General features: G+C 65.0%; 16 protein-coding genes. 8 read left to right on the top strand and 8 right to left on the bottom strand.

Annotated features, from left to right (window positions below; genetic code table 11):
* Nucleotides 1-60 precede the first annotated feature (60 nt).
* Both relA and mazG read left to right on the top strand, forming a co-directional pair.
* The gene (gene relA / locus J2T47_RS07240; protein ID WP_253444041.1) at nucleotides 61-2,322 is read left to right on the top strand and encodes a GTP diphosphokinase; all 2,262 of its coding nucleotides are present in this window, start codon (nucleotides 61-63) and stop codon (nucleotides 2,320-2,322) included.
* Nucleotides 2,315-3,148, top strand: coding sequence for a nucleoside triphosphate pyrophosphohydrolase (gene mazG / locus J2T47_RS07235; RefSeq protein ID WP_253444038.1), 834 nt, complete (start codon nucleotides 2,315-2,317; stop codon nucleotides 3,146-3,148). Before relA ends, mazG begins: the two co-directional genes overlap by 8 nt.
* Nucleotides 3,149-3,241: 93 nt before the next feature.
* Here mazG and J2T47_RS07230 read toward each other — a convergent pair whose 3' ends face one another.
* Entirely contained in the window at nucleotides 3,242-4,174 is a 933-nt protein-coding gene (locus J2T47_RS07230; protein WP_253444035.1) for an aspartyl/asparaginyl beta-hydroxylase domain-containing protein, read from the bottom strand.
* A 162-nt stretch (nucleotides 4,175-4,336) separates the two neighbouring features.
* Between J2T47_RS07230 and J2T47_RS07225 the strand changes: the two genes are divergently transcribed.
* Nucleotides 4,337-4,876, top strand: a complete 540-nt coding sequence (locus J2T47_RS07225; RefSeq protein ID WP_253444032.1) for a DUF2058 domain-containing protein — start codon at nucleotides 4,337-4,339, stop codon at nucleotides 4,874-4,876.
* 15 nt (nucleotides 4,877-4,891) lie between these two features.
* Here the strand turns inward: J2T47_RS07225 and J2T47_RS07220 are convergent, their stop codons facing one another.
* Complete coding sequence (locus J2T47_RS07220; protein WP_253444029.1) at nucleotides 4,892-5,173, bottom strand: Rho-binding antiterminator; 282 nt, start codon at nucleotides 5,171-5,173, stop codon at nucleotides 4,892-4,894.
* An 11-nt stretch (nucleotides 5,174-5,184) separates the two neighbouring features.
* Nucleotides 5,185-5,409, bottom strand: coding sequence for a thioredoxin family protein (locus J2T47_RS07215; protein WP_253444026.1), 225 nt, complete (start codon nucleotides 5,407-5,409; stop codon nucleotides 5,185-5,187).
* Between the two features lie 114 nt (nucleotides 5,410-5,523).
* On the opposite strand from J2T47_RS07215, the gene J2T47_RS07210 reads away from it, so the two are divergent.
* Entirely contained in the window at nucleotides 5,524-6,093 is a 570-nt protein-coding gene (locus J2T47_RS07210; RefSeq protein ID WP_253444022.1) for a MarR family winged helix-turn-helix transcriptional regulator, read from the top strand.
* A 101-nt stretch (nucleotides 6,094-6,194) separates the two neighbouring features.
* On the opposite strand, the gene J2T47_RS07205 is transcribed toward J2T47_RS07210, so the two are convergent.
* The 4 genes from J2T47_RS07205 to J2T47_RS07190 form a co-directional block, all read right to left on the bottom strand.
* A complete protein-coding gene (locus J2T47_RS07205; RefSeq protein WP_253444019.1) occupies nucleotides 6,195-7,484 on the bottom strand; it encodes an outer membrane protein transport protein in 1,290 nt (429 codons plus the stop codon).
* Between the two features lie 185 nt (nucleotides 7,485-7,669).
* Nucleotides 7,670-8,149 (bottom strand): hypothetical protein, encoded by a 480-nt coding sequence (locus J2T47_RS07200; protein WP_045212402.1) that lies wholly within the window; start codon nucleotides 8,147-8,149, stop codon nucleotides 7,670-7,672.
* Between the two features lie 182 nt (nucleotides 8,150-8,331).
* Complete coding sequence (locus tag J2T47_RS07195; RefSeq protein ID WP_253444015.1) at nucleotides 8,332-8,985, bottom strand: tetratricopeptide repeat protein; 654 nt, start codon at nucleotides 8,983-8,985, stop codon at nucleotides 8,332-8,334.
* A gap of 115 nt (nucleotides 8,986-9,100) precedes the next feature.
* Nucleotides 9,101-9,955: a sulfurtransferase gene (locus J2T47_RS07190; RefSeq protein WP_253444012.1), complete on the bottom strand. Its 855-nt coding sequence runs from the start codon at nucleotides 9,953-9,955 to the stop codon at nucleotides 9,101-9,103.
* A gap of 79 nt (nucleotides 9,956-10,034) precedes the next feature.
* On the opposite strand from J2T47_RS07190, the gene J2T47_RS07185 reads away from it, so the two are divergent.
* Nucleotides 10,035-10,829, top strand: a complete 795-nt coding sequence (locus J2T47_RS07185) for a lysophospholipid acyltransferase family protein (protein WP_253444009.1) — start codon at nucleotides 10,035-10,037, stop codon at nucleotides 10,827-10,829.
* Between the two features lie 22 nt (nucleotides 10,830-10,851).
* Here the strand turns inward: J2T47_RS07185 and J2T47_RS07180 are convergent, their stop codons facing one another.
* Nucleotides 10,852-11,913 carry an SMP-30/gluconolactonase/LRE family protein gene (locus J2T47_RS07180; RefSeq protein ID WP_253444006.1) on the bottom strand — a complete coding sequence of 354 codons (1,062 nt, stop codon included), beginning with the start codon at nucleotides 11,911-11,913 and terminating at the stop codon, nucleotides 10,852-10,854.
* A gap of 134 nt (nucleotides 11,914-12,047) precedes the next feature.
* On the opposite strand from J2T47_RS07180, the gene rnd reads away from it, so the two are divergent.
* The 3 genes from rnd (at nucleotide 12,048) to J2T47_RS07165 (ending at nucleotide 14,713) form a co-directional block, all read left to right on the top strand.
* Nucleotides 12,048-13,187: a ribonuclease D gene (gene rnd / locus J2T47_RS07175; RefSeq protein WP_253444003.1), complete on the top strand. Its 1,140-nt coding sequence runs from the start codon at nucleotides 12,048-12,050 to the stop codon at nucleotides 13,185-13,187.
* A gap of 50 nt (nucleotides 13,188-13,237) precedes the next feature.
* Nucleotides 13,238-13,531, top strand: coding sequence for a YcgL domain-containing protein (locus J2T47_RS07170; protein WP_024766453.1), 294 nt, complete (start codon nucleotides 13,238-13,240; stop codon nucleotides 13,529-13,531).
* A 249-nt stretch (nucleotides 13,532-13,780) separates the two neighbouring features.
* Complete coding sequence (locus J2T47_RS07165) at nucleotides 13,781-14,713, top strand: D-2-hydroxyacid dehydrogenase (RefSeq protein WP_253443999.1); 933 nt, start codon at nucleotides 13,781-13,783, stop codon at nucleotides 14,711-14,713.
* Nucleotide 14,714 lies beyond the last annotated feature (1 nt).

The following is a 14,714-nucleotide window of genomic DNA, read 5'->3' as shown; positions in this document are numbered from 1 at the left end:
TAAGAAAGGCCGGCGCAGTGAGCGGTGTGTTGTGGCGCACCGTGGGGAAGGGTAGACACGATGGTACAGGTGAGAGCGCACCAGCCGGTCAATACCGACGGCAGCATCAATCTCGAGGCCTGGCTGGACCACGTCCAGACCCTGGTCCCGGGCCTGGATCGCAAGGTCCTGCTGGAAGCCTGCGAGTTCGCTCGCGAGGTGGAGGACAGGGCTGTCAGCACCGCTGACAACTCCTGGGCGGACGGCACTTCCAGCTTCCAGACGGGCCTGGAGATCGCCGAGATCCTGGCGGACCTCAAGCTCGACCAGGAATCGCTGGTCGCTGCGGTGATCTACCGTGGCGTGCGCGAGGGCAAGGTCAAGCTCGAGGACGTGGCGCAGCGCTTCGGCCCGGTGGTCGCCAAGCTGATCGAAGGCGTGCTGCGCATGGCCGCGATCAGTACCAGCCTCAGCCCGCGGCAATCCCTGGTGCTCGGCACCCAGGCGCAGATCGAGAACCTGCGCAAGATGCTGGTCGCCATGGTCGACGACGTACGCGTCGCACTGATCAAGCTGGCCGAGCGAACCTGCGCGATCCGCGCGGTGAAGAACGCCGACGATGAAAAGCGCATGCGCGTCGCCCGCGAGGTGTTCGATATCTACGCGCCGCTGGCTCACCGTCTGGGCATCGGCCACATCAAGTGGGAGCTGGAGGACCTGTCCTTCCGCTACCTCGAGCCCGACCAGTACAAGCAGATCGCCAAGCTGCTGCACGAGCGCCGGCTGGACCGCGAGCAGTACATCGCCACCGTGATGCAGCAGCTCAAGGACGCCCTGGCCGCCACCGGCATCAAGGCGGACCTTTCCGGTCGCGCCAAGCACATCTATTCCATCTGGCGGAAGATGCAGCGCAAGGGCCTGGACTTCAGCCAGATCTACGACGTGCGCGCCGTGCGCGTGCTGGTGCCGGAAATGCGCGACTGCTACACCGCGCTGGGCATCGTGCACACCTTGTGGCGGCACATCCCCAAGGAGTTCGACGACTACATCGCCAACCCCAAGGAAAACGGCTACCGCTCGCTGCACACCGCGGTGATCGGGCCCGAGGGCAAGGTGCTGGAAGTGCAGATCCGCACCCACGCCATGCACGAGGAAGCCGAACTCGGCGTCTGCGCGCACTGGCGCTACAAGGGCACCGACGTCAAGGCCAGCTCCAACCACTACGAAGAGAAGATTTCCTGGCTGCGCCAGGTGCTCGAGTGGCACGAGGAGCTGGGCGATATCGGCGGCCTGGCCGAGCAGTTGCGGGTGGATATCGAACCCGACCGGGTCTACGTCTTCACCCCGGACGGCCACGCCATCGACCTGCCCAAGGGCTCCACGCCACTGGACTTCGCCTACCGCGTGCACACCGAGGTCGGCCACAACTGCCGCGGCGCCAAGATCAACGGCCGCATCGTGCCGCTGAACTACAGCCTGCAGACCGGCGAGCAGGTGGAAATCATCACCGGCAAGCAGAGCGGGCCGAGCCGTGACTGGCTGAACCAGAACCTGGGCTACGTCACCACGTCGCGGGCGCGGGCGAAGATCGTCCACTGGTTCAAGCTGCAGGCGCGTGACCAGAACGTCGCCGCCGGCAAGGCCATGCTCGAACGCGAGCTGGGCCGCCTGGCGCTGCCGCCGGTGGACTTCGAGAAGCTCGCCGAGAAGGCCAACTACAAGACCGGTGAAGACCTCTTCGCCGCACTGGGCGCCGGCGACCTGCGGCTGGCCCATGTGGTCAACTACGCGCAGCAGCTGGTGGAGCCCGAGCGCGGCACCGAGCAGCTCGAGCTCATCCCGCGCAAGCCGAGCAAGATCGGCCACGGCAAGCGCGGCGATATCCAGATCCAGGGCGTCGGCAACCTGCTCACGCAGATGGCCGGTTGCTGCCAGCCGCTGCCGGGCGACCCGATCGTCGGCTACATCACCCTCGGCCGCGGCGTCACCATCCACCGCCAGGACTGCGCCACCGCGCTGCAACTGGCCGGCCGCGAGCCGGAGCGGATCATCCAGGTCAGTTGGGGGCCGGTACCGGTCAGCACCTATCCGGTGGATATCGTCATCCGTGCTTACGACCGTTCCGGCCTGCTGCGCGACGTCTCGCAGATGCTGCTCAACGAACGCATCAACGTGCTGGCGGTGAACACCCGTTCCGACAAGGAAGACAACACCGCGATCATGCGCCTGACCATCGAGATCCCCGGTCTCGACTCTTTGGGCCGCCTGCTCGCACGCATCTCGCAGCTGCCCAACATCATCGAGGCGCGGCGCGATCGCGGTGCAGGTGCCAAGGATGCATAAACTCGAAGACCTGCTGTACCTGATGGCCCGGCTGCGTGACCCGCAGCACGGCTGTCCCTGGGACCTGAAGCAGAGCTACGCGACCATCGTTCCGTACACCCTCGAGGAAGCCTACGAAGTCGCCGATGCCATCGAGCGCGGCGACTTCGACCACCTGCGCGAGGAACTGGGCGACCTGCTTTTCCAGGTCGTCTACTACGCGCAGCTGGCGCGCGAGGAGGGGCGCTTCGAGTTCGACGCGGTGGTCGATGGGATCACCACCAAGCTGATCCGCCGCCACCCTCATGTGTTCCCCGACGGCGACCTGTACGGCGAGTCCGACCCGGCCAAGCTCGCGGAAGCGGCAGTGAAGCAGCGCTGGGAAGAACTCAAGGCCGAGGAGCGCGCCGCCAAGGCCGCCGAGCCGGTGCAGCTGTCTTTGCTGGACGACGTGCCGAATGCCCTGCCGGCGCTGAGCCGCGCCGCCAAGCTGCAGAAGCGCGCTGCCCAGGTCGGCTTCGACTGGGCCGACGCCTTGCCGGTGGTGGACAAGGTTCGCGAGGAGCTGGACGAGGTGCTTGAAGCCATGGCCGGCGGCGACACCGAGGCCCAGGCCGAGGAGGTGGGCGACCTGCTGTTCGTGGTGGTCAACCTGGCGCGCAAGCTCAAGGTCGATCCGGAAACCGCCCTGCGCGCCGCCAACGCCAAGTTCGAGCGGCGTTTCCGCTATATCGAGACGGCACTGCGAGATCAGGGGCGCACGCTGGAAGACAGCAACCTGGAAGAAATGGACGAGCTCTGGGGCGCCGCCAAGCGCGACGAGAAGAACCCGCTCAGCTGTGGATAACTTCTCTCTCCCATAAAAAAGCCCCGCGATTGCGGGGCTTTTTGTTGGCTCTTCGTAGGAGCGGCGCCGGAGCTTACTTGTAGGAGCGGGGGATCAGCCGAACAGCCAGCGCAGGACCAGCACCAGCAACAGAATCGCAAGCACCGGCCGGCCGATGCGGTAGGCCTTGGGGTAGGCGCGCTTGAACACCTTCACCTTGCTACCCACGGCATCGCCCAGGCGAATCAGCACCGAGTAGGCCTGGTTGATCCCGCCGACGCGCTCGCCCTCGACGTTCTGCGGCGCCGTGGCGCGCCCGAGGAAGGCGCTGACTCGGCGGTTGATGCGGGTCAGCAGAGGTGACTTGAGCGGACGCTCGATATCGCAGAAGAGGATCAGGCGCGATTCGTCCGTCTCGTTCTTTACCCAGTGGACGAAGGTCTCGTCGAACATCACGTCCTGGCCGTCGCGCCAGGCGTAGGGCTGGCCGTCGACGAAGATGCGGCACTCGTCGGAGTTCGGTGTGGCCAGGCCCAGGTGATAGCGCAGCGAGCCGCCGTAGGGGTCACGGTGCTTGTTCAGGTGGCTGCGCGGCGGCAGGCGGGTGAACATTGCGCCCTTGACGTTGGGGATGCTGCTGACCAGTTCCACGGTCTTCGGGCAGAGCTGCTGCGCCGAGGGCAGGGGACCGTCGTACCAGGTCAGGTAGAAGCGCGTCCAGCCCTTCTTGAAGAAGGAGCCGAAGCCCGCCTCGTTGTTGTTCAGGGCGTCGCGGATGTAGCCCTCGTCGAACAGCTGCTCGGCTTCCTCGCGGATCATCTGCCAGTTGTCGCGCAACTTGTCGAGTTCGGGGAAGCGCTCGCGGTCCAGGTAGGGCTTGGAAGGCACGCTGGAGTTCAGGTACATCAGCGAGTTGTACGGGGCGAACCAGGCGGAGTGGTTCACCACCTGGCGCAGGAAGGGCAGCCGCACCTTGCCGCGCAGGTGCACGTAGAGGATGGCGACGAGGAAGATGGCCAGTACCGCGAGAATGATGAGCTTCAGCATGGAGGTAACGAGTCCGCTCCAGATGAGTGATTTCGAGCCAGGCACTTGCGCTGCGCTGGCACAGGCCCGAGGATTATACCCCCTGAGGACGATCCCGCCGCACCTATGCGTTGGTCTGGGAGTTGTCCTGCATCACTATGGGCTGTTGGAGAGCCTTGATTCATGAGCATGTCATTGCGTGATCAGTTGCTGAAAGCCGGCCTGGTCAACGAGAAGCAGGCCAAGCAGGCCGGCAAGCAGAAACAGAAGCAGCAGCGCCTGGAACACAAGAACCAGGTGGCCAAGGACGACAGCCAGCGTCAGGCGGCCCTGCAGGCGCAGGCCGAGAAGCAGGCCCGCGACGCCGAGCTGAACCGCCAGCAGCAGGAAAAGGCCGAGAAGAAGGCCAAGACCGCACAGATCAAGCAACTGATCGAAGGCACGCGCCTGCCGAAGCTGGAGTCGGACGACTACTACAACTTCGTCGACAACAAGAAGGTCAAGCGTATCGCGGTCAACGACATGATTCGCGACAAGCTCAGTCGTGGCAGCCTGGCCATCGTCAGCTACGACGGTCGCTACGAGATCGTGCCGCGCGACGCCGCGCTGCGCATCCAGGAGCGCGACGAGCGCCGCATCATCGTTCTCAGCGAGCCCAGCGGCGAGCCGGACGAGGACGATCCGTACAAGGATTACGTGGTGCCCGACGACCTCATGTGGTGAGGTCGTTGCGGCCGCTCAGCCGGTCGCATGCAGCTCTACCCTTCCGAACAGCGCCTGCGCCGACAAGGGCGTAATGGCGTGCAGACGGTCCAGCCGGAGTTCCCGGCTGGCATCGTCCACCCGCACCTCGAGAAACTCCTCCAGCATCCCGCCTGCGCTCCTTCGCGTCTGCGTGGTGAAGGCCTGGGCGTCGAACGCTAGGCCGTCACGCAACTCGATACGCAGCCAGTAGCGGTAGAGGCAGGCGATCTCCATGTAGTCATGGAGATCGCAGTGCAGTGGCTGGTAGTCGCTCATGCCGCCCGGCCTTATTTCAGGTCGGCCAGGGCGGCGCCGAAGTTCAAGTGCAACACCTGCCCATCGACCACCAGCGCCGGTACGGATTTCACCCCGGCGGCCTCGGCTTCGGCCACGCGCGGCGACTGTTCGCCCAGGTGCACGACTTCGATATCGCGGTTCAGCAGTGGCAGCAGTGCACGCTCGGCTTCGACGCAGACGGGGCAACCGGCATGGTAGTAAACGGCTTTGCTCATGGTCTTTCTCCTGAATAGTTATGTATCGATTCGATACCATTTCAGTCTGCGGTCGAAAAGAACCTTCTGTCAAACTGGTTTTTGATCGATACTATCTATCGGAGGGATCAGCCCATGACCGATACGACCCTGTACGACTACCTCGAGCGCCTCGCCAGCCTGATGCGCGCCTGGGCGCGCGAGCAGCCGCTGATGGCCGATCTGCAGCCGATCCAGTTGAGCGCGCTGAACTACCTGGGGCGCTGCAACCGCTATTCGAATACGCCGCTGGGGGTGACGGATTTCCTCGGGCTGACCAAGGGCACGGTATCGCAGTCGCTCAAGGCGCTGGAGGCCAAGGGGCTGATCGAGAAGCGCCCCGATGCCCAGGACCGTCGCAGTGTGCATCTGGAGCTGACGCAGGAGGGCAGGGGGCTGATTGATGCGCTGGTGCCGCCCGCTTTCCTGCGCCGCGCCGAAGAGGCATTGGGAGCGCGCAGCGAGTTGCTGGTCGAGCTGTTGCGTGAGCTGCTGACGACCGTGCAGCGCCAGGAGAACGTGCCGGGGTTCGGCCTGTGCCGCACCTGTCGCTTCCACCGGAAACTGGATGATGGCGCGCTCTGTGGGCTGACGGGGGAAAGGCTGGAAGCGCGCGAGGGCGAGTTGATCTGCCGCGAGCATGCAGAGCCCGCCGACGTGGCGTGAGCCGAGGCCGCGACAGCGGCTTATGCAGGGGGCCGCAGGCCAAATCACGGGCAAGAAAAAGCCGGGCAATCGCCCGGCTTTTTCATTGCGCAGTGCGACTATCAGAAGCGATAGGTCATCTGCGCGGTCAGGCCGTGGGCGCTGTTGTCGTACTTGGCGCTGTACGCCGGCTGCAGTTGCAGGCCAGCCAGTTCCTGGCCGTCCGGCTGGTTCACGCTGGCAGTGGATTCCCACAGGTAGGCGTAAGCCACGTCGAAGGTCATGTCGGCGTTGGGGGAGTAGCCGGCACCCAGGGTGAAGATCTTGCGATCGCCCACCGGGATACGCACGGTACGGTGCTCGTTGGTGGTCGGCGACGGATCGTAGGCGAAGCCGGTGCGCAGGACCCACTGGTCGTTGAACTGGTAGGAAGTGCCGATCGCGGCGGACCAGGTGTCGTGCCAGCTCAGGTCTTCGCCGATGGTGTCGAACGAGGAGATCGGGGCGCCGGTGTTCTGCACCTCGATGGACTTCAGACGGCTCCAGCGCGTCCAGGTGGTGCCACCGTAGACGGTCCAGCGATCATCCAGCTTCTGGGTGATGGACAGGTCCAGGGACTCGGGCAGGGTAATGTCCAGGCTGGCGTCCATGCGCGAGTCGAACAGGCCGCCCGGCGAGTTGGACACGTTGGTGTGGCCTTCCAGTTCGTACTTCACCTTGGAGTGGTAGGTGGCGCCGATGGAGGTGCTGTCGGTCGGGGTGATCAGCAGGCCGACGTTGAAACCGGTAGCGGTGTCGTCGCCCTTGATGCTGATCTTGGTGTCGCCGCCGTTACCACCCAGGGCGCTGTTCAGGCCGCCGGTGTTCAGGTAGTTCTCCAGCTTGCCGTCGATGCGGTTGATGGTCGGACCGAAGCCGACAGCTACCACGTCGTTGAACTTGTAGCTGATGGTCGGCTGGACGGTGATCACCTGGACCTTGCTGTAGGAGCCGTGGGAACGGCCCTGGAAGCCACTTTCGTAGTCGTTGATGATGCCGTAGGGCACGTAGACGCCCAGGCCGACGCTGACCTTGTCGTCCAGCGGGGTGGAGAAGTAGCCGAAGGGAACGGCAGCAACCGGGACGGAGTCGCCCTTGTTGGAGCCCGAGGCAGAGCTGTGGGCGTCGCTGATGTCGTCCTTGGCGGACACCACGGCCAGACCGCCGCTGACTTCAGTTCGCTTGAGCTTGGAAATGCCGGCAGGGTTGCCGTAGATGGTGCTGGCGTCCAATGCCGAGGAAGCGCGGCCCGCGTAGGCGGTACCGGCGCCGCTGGCGCTCTGCTCGTTGATGGCGATGCCGTTGGCAAGCACCTGAGCGGAGGCAGCGCTGATGGTCAGTGCGAGGGTGGTCTTAAGCCATGTTGTTTTCATTGTAAGAGCAACTCCTGTGTTTATCGGCGCGCAAGCTACCAAGATTCCCGGGTCTTGGGTAGTGGTCGGCAGGCGCTCTACCTTGGGCTTCGGGGCTCAAACGAGCGTTCCATCTGAATGATGTCCGTTCGTCGCTGTATGTAAATAAATTCTGACCGATTAGTCACTATTGAAATGAGAAATATTCAGGCTACTCGGCTGAAATTCCCGACGTAGCTGTGCCAGGCGTCGACGAAGTCGTGGAGGCGTCCGTGAGGGTGGAAAACCTGGCGCCAGACGCGGGCCAGCTCCATGGGGTCATCCGTCAGCGGCAGGGGCAGGTGTTCCGCCTCCACCAGCATCCAGGCGATGGCGGTGCTGTAGCGCAGGTTGACCGTGAGTTCCAGGTGCGGTGCGTCGAGGAACGCATGCTGGCTGGCCAGCCCTCGTACGCGGCTGGCCAGCTCGGGGTCCAGCGCCAGGAATCCATCCCAGAGCGTCTGGTGTCGCTGTTCACCAATGCGATACAGCCCGTGGCCATGGCTGTCATCGAGGGCGCTCCCCAGCGCCGACTGACAGGCCGCTGCCCCCAGCAGCAGCGATTCGGCCGCGACACTGTGACGCCCCAGATAGTGCAGGGTAGGGCGGATCACATACTGGCAAAGATCGTTCGCGGCGATTCCCATGACATCCTCGTCATCAATGACCGGCGGGGCTGGGCGTCTTGGCAGCTTCTGATGATTATCCTCGGCCCCGCCGGAAGCGGACTTAGCCGCTCGAATTGAAGTGTAGTGCGATGAAGATGATGTAAAGGTCTGTTTTTAAACTGTTTGGTCGGCGCAGCTTTCCTTCATATTCCTTCTGGCGATTAGATGCTCGGTGGTAACTCCGGCATCGCAGAGAGCTTTTCCTCGGCCTCTTCGTGGCCCTGGTCCGCCGCCTTCTGGTACCAGGCACGGGCCTGCGCGGGGTTCTTCGCCACGCCCCGACCCTTGGCATAGCTTTGGCCCACTTCGTACTCGGCATCCACGTCGCCCTGCTTCGCCGACAGCAGATAAAGGGCGAAAGCCTTCTTGTAGCTGCGGGTCACGCCGGTGCCGTTCTCGTACATGATCGCCAGGTTGTACTGGGCATCCTTGTCGCCCTGGTCGACAGCCTTCTGGTACCAGTACACCGCCTTGGCCGAATCCTGCTCCACGCCATCGCCGTTGTCATAGGCGTTGCCGAGGTTGTACTGGGCGCAGGCGTGGCCCTGCTGGGCAGCCTTGGCGTACCAGTAGGCGGCCTTTTCGTAGTCCTGGTCGTATTCGTCGCTGCCGGAGTCGTACTCCAGGCCGAGGCTGTACTGCGCGCTGGCGTGGCCCGCCTTGGCGGCTTTCACCAGATCCTCGCCATAGAGGTCTGACCACTCGTCCTGAATGGCGCAGGGGGTCGCTTCCAGTTCGGCGGCTTGGGTGGGGATGGCACTGCACAATCCCAGCAACAGGCTGGCGAGCAGGGTTTGGCGGATGCGCGAGGGCATGGGTTCACTCCTTTGAAGAATGGGCACGAGTCTGACCGATGCCCTGACACCTATCCATAGGAACGGAAGGCAACGGTGTGCAGCGCCTTCCGTTTTTGTCGCCGGAGCGAGGAGATCAGTCGCCCTTGGCCACCGGGCGGCGGGCATCGGTGATCCATTCGCTCCAGGACCCGGCATACAGACGACCCAGCGGGTAGCCGGCCAGGCTCAGGGCGAACAGGTTGTGGCAGGCGGTGACGCCGGAGCCGCAGTAGGCCACCAGATCCTCGGCGGGGCGTCCGCGCAGCAGGCCGGCAAAGCGCTGGTGCAGGTGTTCCGGGCGCAGGAAACGGCCGTCGTTGCCGAGGTTGTCGGTGAAGGCTGCGCACTGGGCGCCGGGGATGTGCCCGGCGACCGGGTCGATGGGTTCCACTTCGCCACGGAAGCGTGGCAGACCGCGGGCGTCGATCAACGGCAGTTCGGCGTCGCCAAGTTTCGCCGCCAGTTCGCCGGCGCTGATCAGCAGGCTGTTGTCCGGCTCGCCCTTGAAATCGCCCGGGCGCAGCGGCGTCTCAGCGGTCGTCAGGCGCAGGCCCGCGTTGCGCCAGGCGGTCAGGCCGCCATCGAGCAGGTACACCCCCTCGCTCTTGCCCAGCCACAGCAGCAACCACCAGGCGCGGGCGGCGAAGGCGCCAGGACCGTCGTCATACAGCACCACTTCACTATCGGCGTTCAGGCCCCAGGCACGCAGGTGCTCCTGCAGATGCTGCGGATCGGGCAGCGGATGGCGACCCGTGACGCCCGGAATCACCGGGGAGGAAAGGTCCCGGTTGAGGTCGGCGAAGTGCGCGCCGGGGATGTGGTTCTCCTGGTAGTTGCTTGCGCCATAGGCCGGGTCCTCGAGGGCGAAGCGGCAGTCGAGCAGGACGAGATTGGGGTCATCGAGGCGGGCGGCCAGTTGCTCGGGCGTGAGCAGGCGGGCTTGGGTCATGGGCGCGTTCCTGTGTCGTGACGGGGCTGAGGCGCATCATAAGGCTTGTACGATGAAAAGTTGGTGGGAGTTGGCGAACATGCACGACCAGCAATCGGCACCGCGCAAGGCGGGCCCACTGCGCGTCGCCCTGGTGGGACTGGCGACCGTTCTGATCACCCTGGGCTACAGCGTCCGGGTCCTGGCGCTGGGCGCCATCGGCCGGCTGCGCCGCGCCAGGGTCGACGGCTTCACCCGCGACTGGTCCGGCAGCCTGCTGCGCCTGACCGGCGCGCGCCTGAGCCGTTACGGCGAGGTGCCGGACTTCGGCGATGGCCGTCGCTACATGATCCTCTGCACCCATTCCAGCTTCTACGACATTCCGGCGATCTTCGTGACTCTGCCCGGCTCGATCCGCATGCTGGCCAAGCGCGAGCTGTTCGCCGTGCCGGTATGGGGCGCGGCAATGCGGGCAGCGGAGTTCCCGTCCATCGACCGGCACAACCGCCACCAGGCCATGGCCGACCTGGCGAAAGCGCGGGAAATGATGGAGAGCGGCATCGTGCTCTGGGCCGCGCCCGAAGGTACGCGCTCCAAGGACGGCAAGCTGCAGCCGTTCAAGAAGGGCTGCTTCCGCCTGGCCCAGCAGACCGACGCGATCATCGTCCCGGTGGCAATCCGCGGCATCCAGCAATTGCTGCCCGCTGGCGGGCTGAAGCTGAATCTCGGCATGCCGGTGGAAGTGCATGTCGGCACGCCGATCGACTCCACGCAATTCACCGACAGTGGCGTCGATACGCTGATGAGCGAAGTGCGCGAGCGCATGCTGGAGCTGCTCGAACCCTCAGCGACGCCCGCACCGACGCCTGCCGTGAAGGAGCAGACGCCGGCCTGAGGCGTTACTGAGTCCGGAGCCCTCAGCGGATAGGGAGCCGACCGATGCGGTCATTCTCCAGGCTGCCCAGGTAAAGCACGCCGTTCACCGACTTCACCGAGGTCACCATGCGCAGGTGCTGGCCGCTGGTGTCATGCAGGCTGCGCACGATCTCGCCTTTCTCGTTCACCTGGATCACCAGGCCGTAGGGCACCGGCTTGGGCAGGACGGCCCGTGGCAGTTTGGTGAGCTGGCGTTTCAGCCAGGGCATCTGCTGGATCATGTCGGCGTCGGCCTTGCGCGGCGAGGGCAGGGCAACCCAGAAGGTGCCGCTGCGGTCACTGGCGAGGTTGTCCGGCAGGCCCGGCAGGTTGTCGACGAACACATCATGCTGCCCAGCCTTATCGCCCTTGAGCCAGTAGCGGGTGATGCGGTAGCGGTAGGTCTCGTTGACCAGCACGAAGTCCTCATGCTGCGACAGCGCCACGCCGTTGGCGAAGTACAGGTCCTTGAGCAGCGTCTCGGTCTTGCCGGTGGCCGGGTCATAGCGCAGCAGGCGGCCGTGGGGGCGGGCTTCTAGCAGGTCGAGGATGTAATCGGGCTGGTGGAAGCGGCTGGACGCGTCGCTGAAATAGATGCGCCCGTCGCTGGCGATGTCCAGGTCGTCGGTGAAGGCGAAGGGAACGCCGTCGGCCGAGTCGGTCAGCACACGGATCCTGCCCTGCGGGTCGACTTCCAGCAGGCCCTTCCAGGCGTCGGCGACGATCAGGTTGCCGCTCTTGTCGAACGCCAGGCCCAGCGGGCGGCCGCCGGTCTCGACGAAGGTTTCGGCCTTGCCGTCGGCGCCGATCCGCACGATGCGCCCGTCATCCAGCCCGGCGAACACCCGGCCCTGGCTGTCCACGGCGGTGTCTTCGGGGCCGACGATCTGGCCCTGGGCGAGGAGTTCAGCTTTCATCAGGGTGTCATTGGGTTCCATCACCCCGGTCATCGCTGGCGCCTTGGGCGGGGTCCAGGCCAGTGGGTCGATGGGGCTGGGCGTGAGCGCCAGGTAGACCGCAACGGCTACCACCAGCAGGACGACCAGTCCGAGAAGTTTTTTCATGCGCGAGCTGCCTTGTTGTTGTTGTGGGCGGGGCAAAGCGTAGAAGTTGCCATGCAGTCATCACAGACCGATGGCCGAGTGGAATGCTCGCACATCATGCATCTCTATATAATGCGCGCACCGAAACGAAGGAGATGTTCGTGACCGTCCTCGACATACAGTGGATTCGCGACGATGCCACCCTGGAGCGCAAGTGCCAGGACTGGAAAGAACTGCCGTACCTCGCGCTCGATACCGAGTTCATGCGTGTCGATACCTTCTACCCGGCCGCCGGGCTGGTGCAGGTGGGCGACGGCAGCGGCGTGTGGCTGATCGACCCGCTGCTGATCCGCGACTGGTCGCCGTTCGCTGCCGTGCTGGAATCGCCGGTGGTGGTCAAGGTGTTCCATGCCTGCGGCGAGGACCTGGAAGTCTTCCAGCGCCTGACCGGCAGCCTGCCGCAGCCGCTGTTCGACACCCAACTGGCCGCCGCCTACCTGGGCATGCCGCATTCCATGGGCTACTCCAAGCTGGTGCTGGAAATCCTCGGCCTCGATCTGCCCAAGGACGAAACCCGCTCCGACTGGCTGCAGCGCCCGCTGACCGACATGCAGGTGCGCTACGCTGCCGAGGACGTGCAGCACCTGGCCGAGGTCTACGTGAAGCTGGCGCCGCGCCTGAGCGACGAGAAGCTGCAATGGCTGCTGGCCGATGGCACCGACCTGACCAGCAACCAGAGCCGCGTCAGCGACCCGCAGCAGGCCTACCTCGACGTCAAGCTGGCGTGGAAGCTGGGGCGTCAGCAACTGGCCGTGCTGCGCGAGCTGTGCGTCTGGCGCGAGGAACAGGCGCGGTTGCGCAACAAGCCGCGCAACCACATTCTGCGCGAGCACACACTGTGGCCGCTGGCGCGCTTCCAGCCGGCCGACAAGGTCGCCCTGGCGCGCATCGACGACATGCACCCGCGCACCGTGCGCCAGGACGGCGACACCCTGATCGCCCTGATGGCCCACGCGGCCAAGCTGCCTGAAGCCGTCTGGCCGCAGACCCTGCCCGAGCCGCTGCCCAGGGAGATCACCCCGGTGCTGAAGAAGCTGCGCGAAGTCGGCCAGAAGCAAGCCGAGCGCCTGGAGATGGCGCCCGAGCTGATGCTGCGCAAGAAGATCCTCGAAGCCCTGCTCAAGACCGGCTGGCCCAACGGTCCCTACCAACTGCCCGATTCGCTGCAAGGCTGGCGTCGCGAGCTGATGGGGCAGGCCCTGCTCGACAGCCTGGCTGCCCAGACACCCGAATAACGCGGCCCACTCTGTTTAGTGGCCCACTGCAAAACGCGGAAGGCACCGATATGAAACGCATCTGCTCCATCTACAAGAGTCCGCGCAAGAACGAGATGTACCTGTACGTCGACAAGCGCGAAGCCCTCAGTCGCGTGCCCGAGGCGCTGCTCGCCGCGTTCGGCGCGCCCAAGCACACCTTCGACCTGGTGCTGAGCCCCGAGCGACAGCTGGCCCGCGAAGACATCAACGTGGTGCTGGAAAACATCGAGAAACAAGGTTTCCACCTGCAGATGCCGCCGGCGGAAGATGAGTACATCGAGCACCTTCCCGAGGAATTGCTGCGGCGGAACGACCCGGTCTGATTCCGACCGGTTCGTCACCTCCTTCAGGCCGCGTATTCGCCCAGTGCTGGCACTGTGCAAATACGCGGCCTGAGCGCATTATGCAGGGGTGAAAAGGGTTCAACGGAGCGGAACGCTTGGTCTCTGGCTGTGTCTATAGCCGCCTGACTTCCCTAGAACTGACGACGATTTCCCCAGGGAAGATCCCTTGAAGCGAGTCCAGATGCGCCAGCCGGTAATGCTCCACCGTTCGAAGCGAAAGGCCTGACCATGCGCCTGCTCGTACTCGATCGCGAACACGCCCTCTATGCCGCCCTGCTGATGGCGGCCGAACCCCGGTTGACGGTGATCTCCGGCAACAACCCCGACACCCTGGTGGAAGCGGCGGCCGAATGCCCGGTGTGGCTCGGCGAGCCGAACCTGGCTGCGCAATTGTTGCGCCAGGGCGTACACCCGGTGTGGATCCAGTCCAGCTGGGCCGGCATCACCCCGCTGCTGGCGGACGACCTCCCCAAGGATTACGCCCTGACCCGTGCCGTCGGCATCTTCGGCCAGGTCATGACCGAGTACCTGCTCACCTACATGCTTGCCCACGAACGCCAGTTCCTCGGCCGCCTGGCCAGCCAGGTCGGCGTGCAGTGGGACGACCGCGCGCCCGGCAGCCTGAGTGGCCGGCAGATTCTCATCGTCGGCACCGGCGAGATCGGCCAGGCGGTGGCGCACATGCTGGCGCCCTTCGGCGTGGAGTTGGTTGGCGTGGCGAAGAACCCGCGTTCGCTGGTGCCCTTCGGCCGCATGGGCGGGCTGGATGACCTGCCGCGTCTGGCCGAGACCGCCGACTACGTGATCAACCTGCTGCCCGACACGCCGGAAACCGCGGATATCTTCAACCTCGCGCTGTTCCAGCGGATGAAGCCCACCGCGCTCTTCCTCAATGCTGGCCGCGGCACCTCCGTGGTGGACGAGGACCTGGTCGCGGCGCTGGAAGCCAACCAGCTGGCCGGCGCGGTGATCGACGTCTGCCGCCAGGAGCCGCTGCCGGCTTCGCACCCGTTCTGGCACACGCCGCGCCTGCTGCTCACCGGGCATACCGCTGCGCCGACGCTGCCGAGCCTGCTGATCGACCTGTTTCGCGACAACCTCACGCGCTTCTGGGCCGGCCAGGCCATGCGCGGCGAGGTGGATTTCTCCCGCGGTTACTGAC

This window comes from Pseudomonas nitroreducens (genome assembly GCF_024170165.1).
In the GTDB taxonomy this organism is placed as follows: domain Bacteria; phylum Pseudomonadota; class Gammaproteobacteria; order Pseudomonadales; family Pseudomonadaceae; genus Pseudomonas; species Pseudomonas nitroreducens_C.
This window is presented reverse-complemented; position numbering and strand designations above follow the sequence as displayed.

Bases quoted from the DNA above. Each gene is read 5' to 3' on its own strand.
- relA (WP_253444041.1), top strand. From the start codon at position 61: ATGGTACAGGTGAGAGCGCACCAGCCGGTCAATACCGACGGCAGCATC.
- mazG (WP_253444038.1), top strand. From the start codon at position 2,315: ATGCATAAACTCGAAGACCTGCTGTACCTGATGGCCCGGCTGCGTGAC.
- J2T47_RS07230 (WP_253444035.1), bottom strand. From the start codon at position 4,174: ATGCTGAAGCTCATCATTCTCGCGGTACTGGCCATCTTCCTCGTCGCC.
- J2T47_RS07225 (WP_253444032.1), top strand. From the start codon at position 4,337: ATGAGCATGTCATTGCGTGATCAGTTGCTGAAAGCCGGCCTGGTCAAC.
- J2T47_RS07220 (WP_253444029.1), bottom strand. From the start codon at position 5,173: ATGAGCGACTACCAGCCACTGCACTGCGATCTCCATGACTACATGGAG.
- J2T47_RS07215 (WP_253444026.1), bottom strand. From the start codon at position 5,409: ATGAGCAAAGCCGTTTACTACCATGCCGGTTGCCCCGTCTGCGTCGAA.
- J2T47_RS07210 (WP_253444022.1), top strand. From the start codon at position 5,524: ATGACCGATACGACCCTGTACGACTACCTCGAGCGCCTCGCCAGCCTG.
- J2T47_RS07205 (WP_253444019.1), bottom strand. From the start codon at position 7,484: ATGAAAACAACATGGCTTAAGACCACCCTCGCACTGACCATCAGCGCT.
- J2T47_RS07200 (WP_045212402.1), bottom strand. From the start codon at position 8,149: ATGGGAATCGCCGCGAACGATCTTTGCCAGTATGTGATCCGCCCTACC.
- J2T47_RS07195 (WP_253444015.1), bottom strand. From the start codon at position 8,985: ATGCCCTCGCGCATCCGCCAAACCCTGCTCGCCAGCCTGTTGCTGGGA.
- J2T47_RS07190 (WP_253444012.1), bottom strand. From the start codon at position 9,955: ATGACCCAAGCCCGCCTGCTCACGCCCGAGCAACTGGCCGCCCGCCTC.
- J2T47_RS07185 (WP_253444009.1), top strand. From the start codon at position 10,035: ATGCACGACCAGCAATCGGCACCGCGCAAGGCGGGCCCACTGCGCGTC.
- J2T47_RS07180 (WP_253444006.1), bottom strand. From the start codon at position 11,913: ATGAAAAAACTTCTCGGACTGGTCGTCCTGCTGGTGGTAGCCGTTGCG.
- rnd (WP_253444003.1), top strand. From the start codon at position 12,048: ATGTTCGTGACCGTCCTCGACATACAGTGGATTCGCGACGATGCCACC.
- J2T47_RS07170 (WP_024766453.1), top strand. From the start codon at position 13,238: ATGAAACGCATCTGCTCCATCTACAAGAGTCCGCGCAAGAACGAGATG.
- J2T47_RS07165 (WP_253443999.1), top strand. From the start codon at position 13,781: ATGCGCCTGCTCGTACTCGATCGCGAACACGCCCTCTATGCCGCCCTG.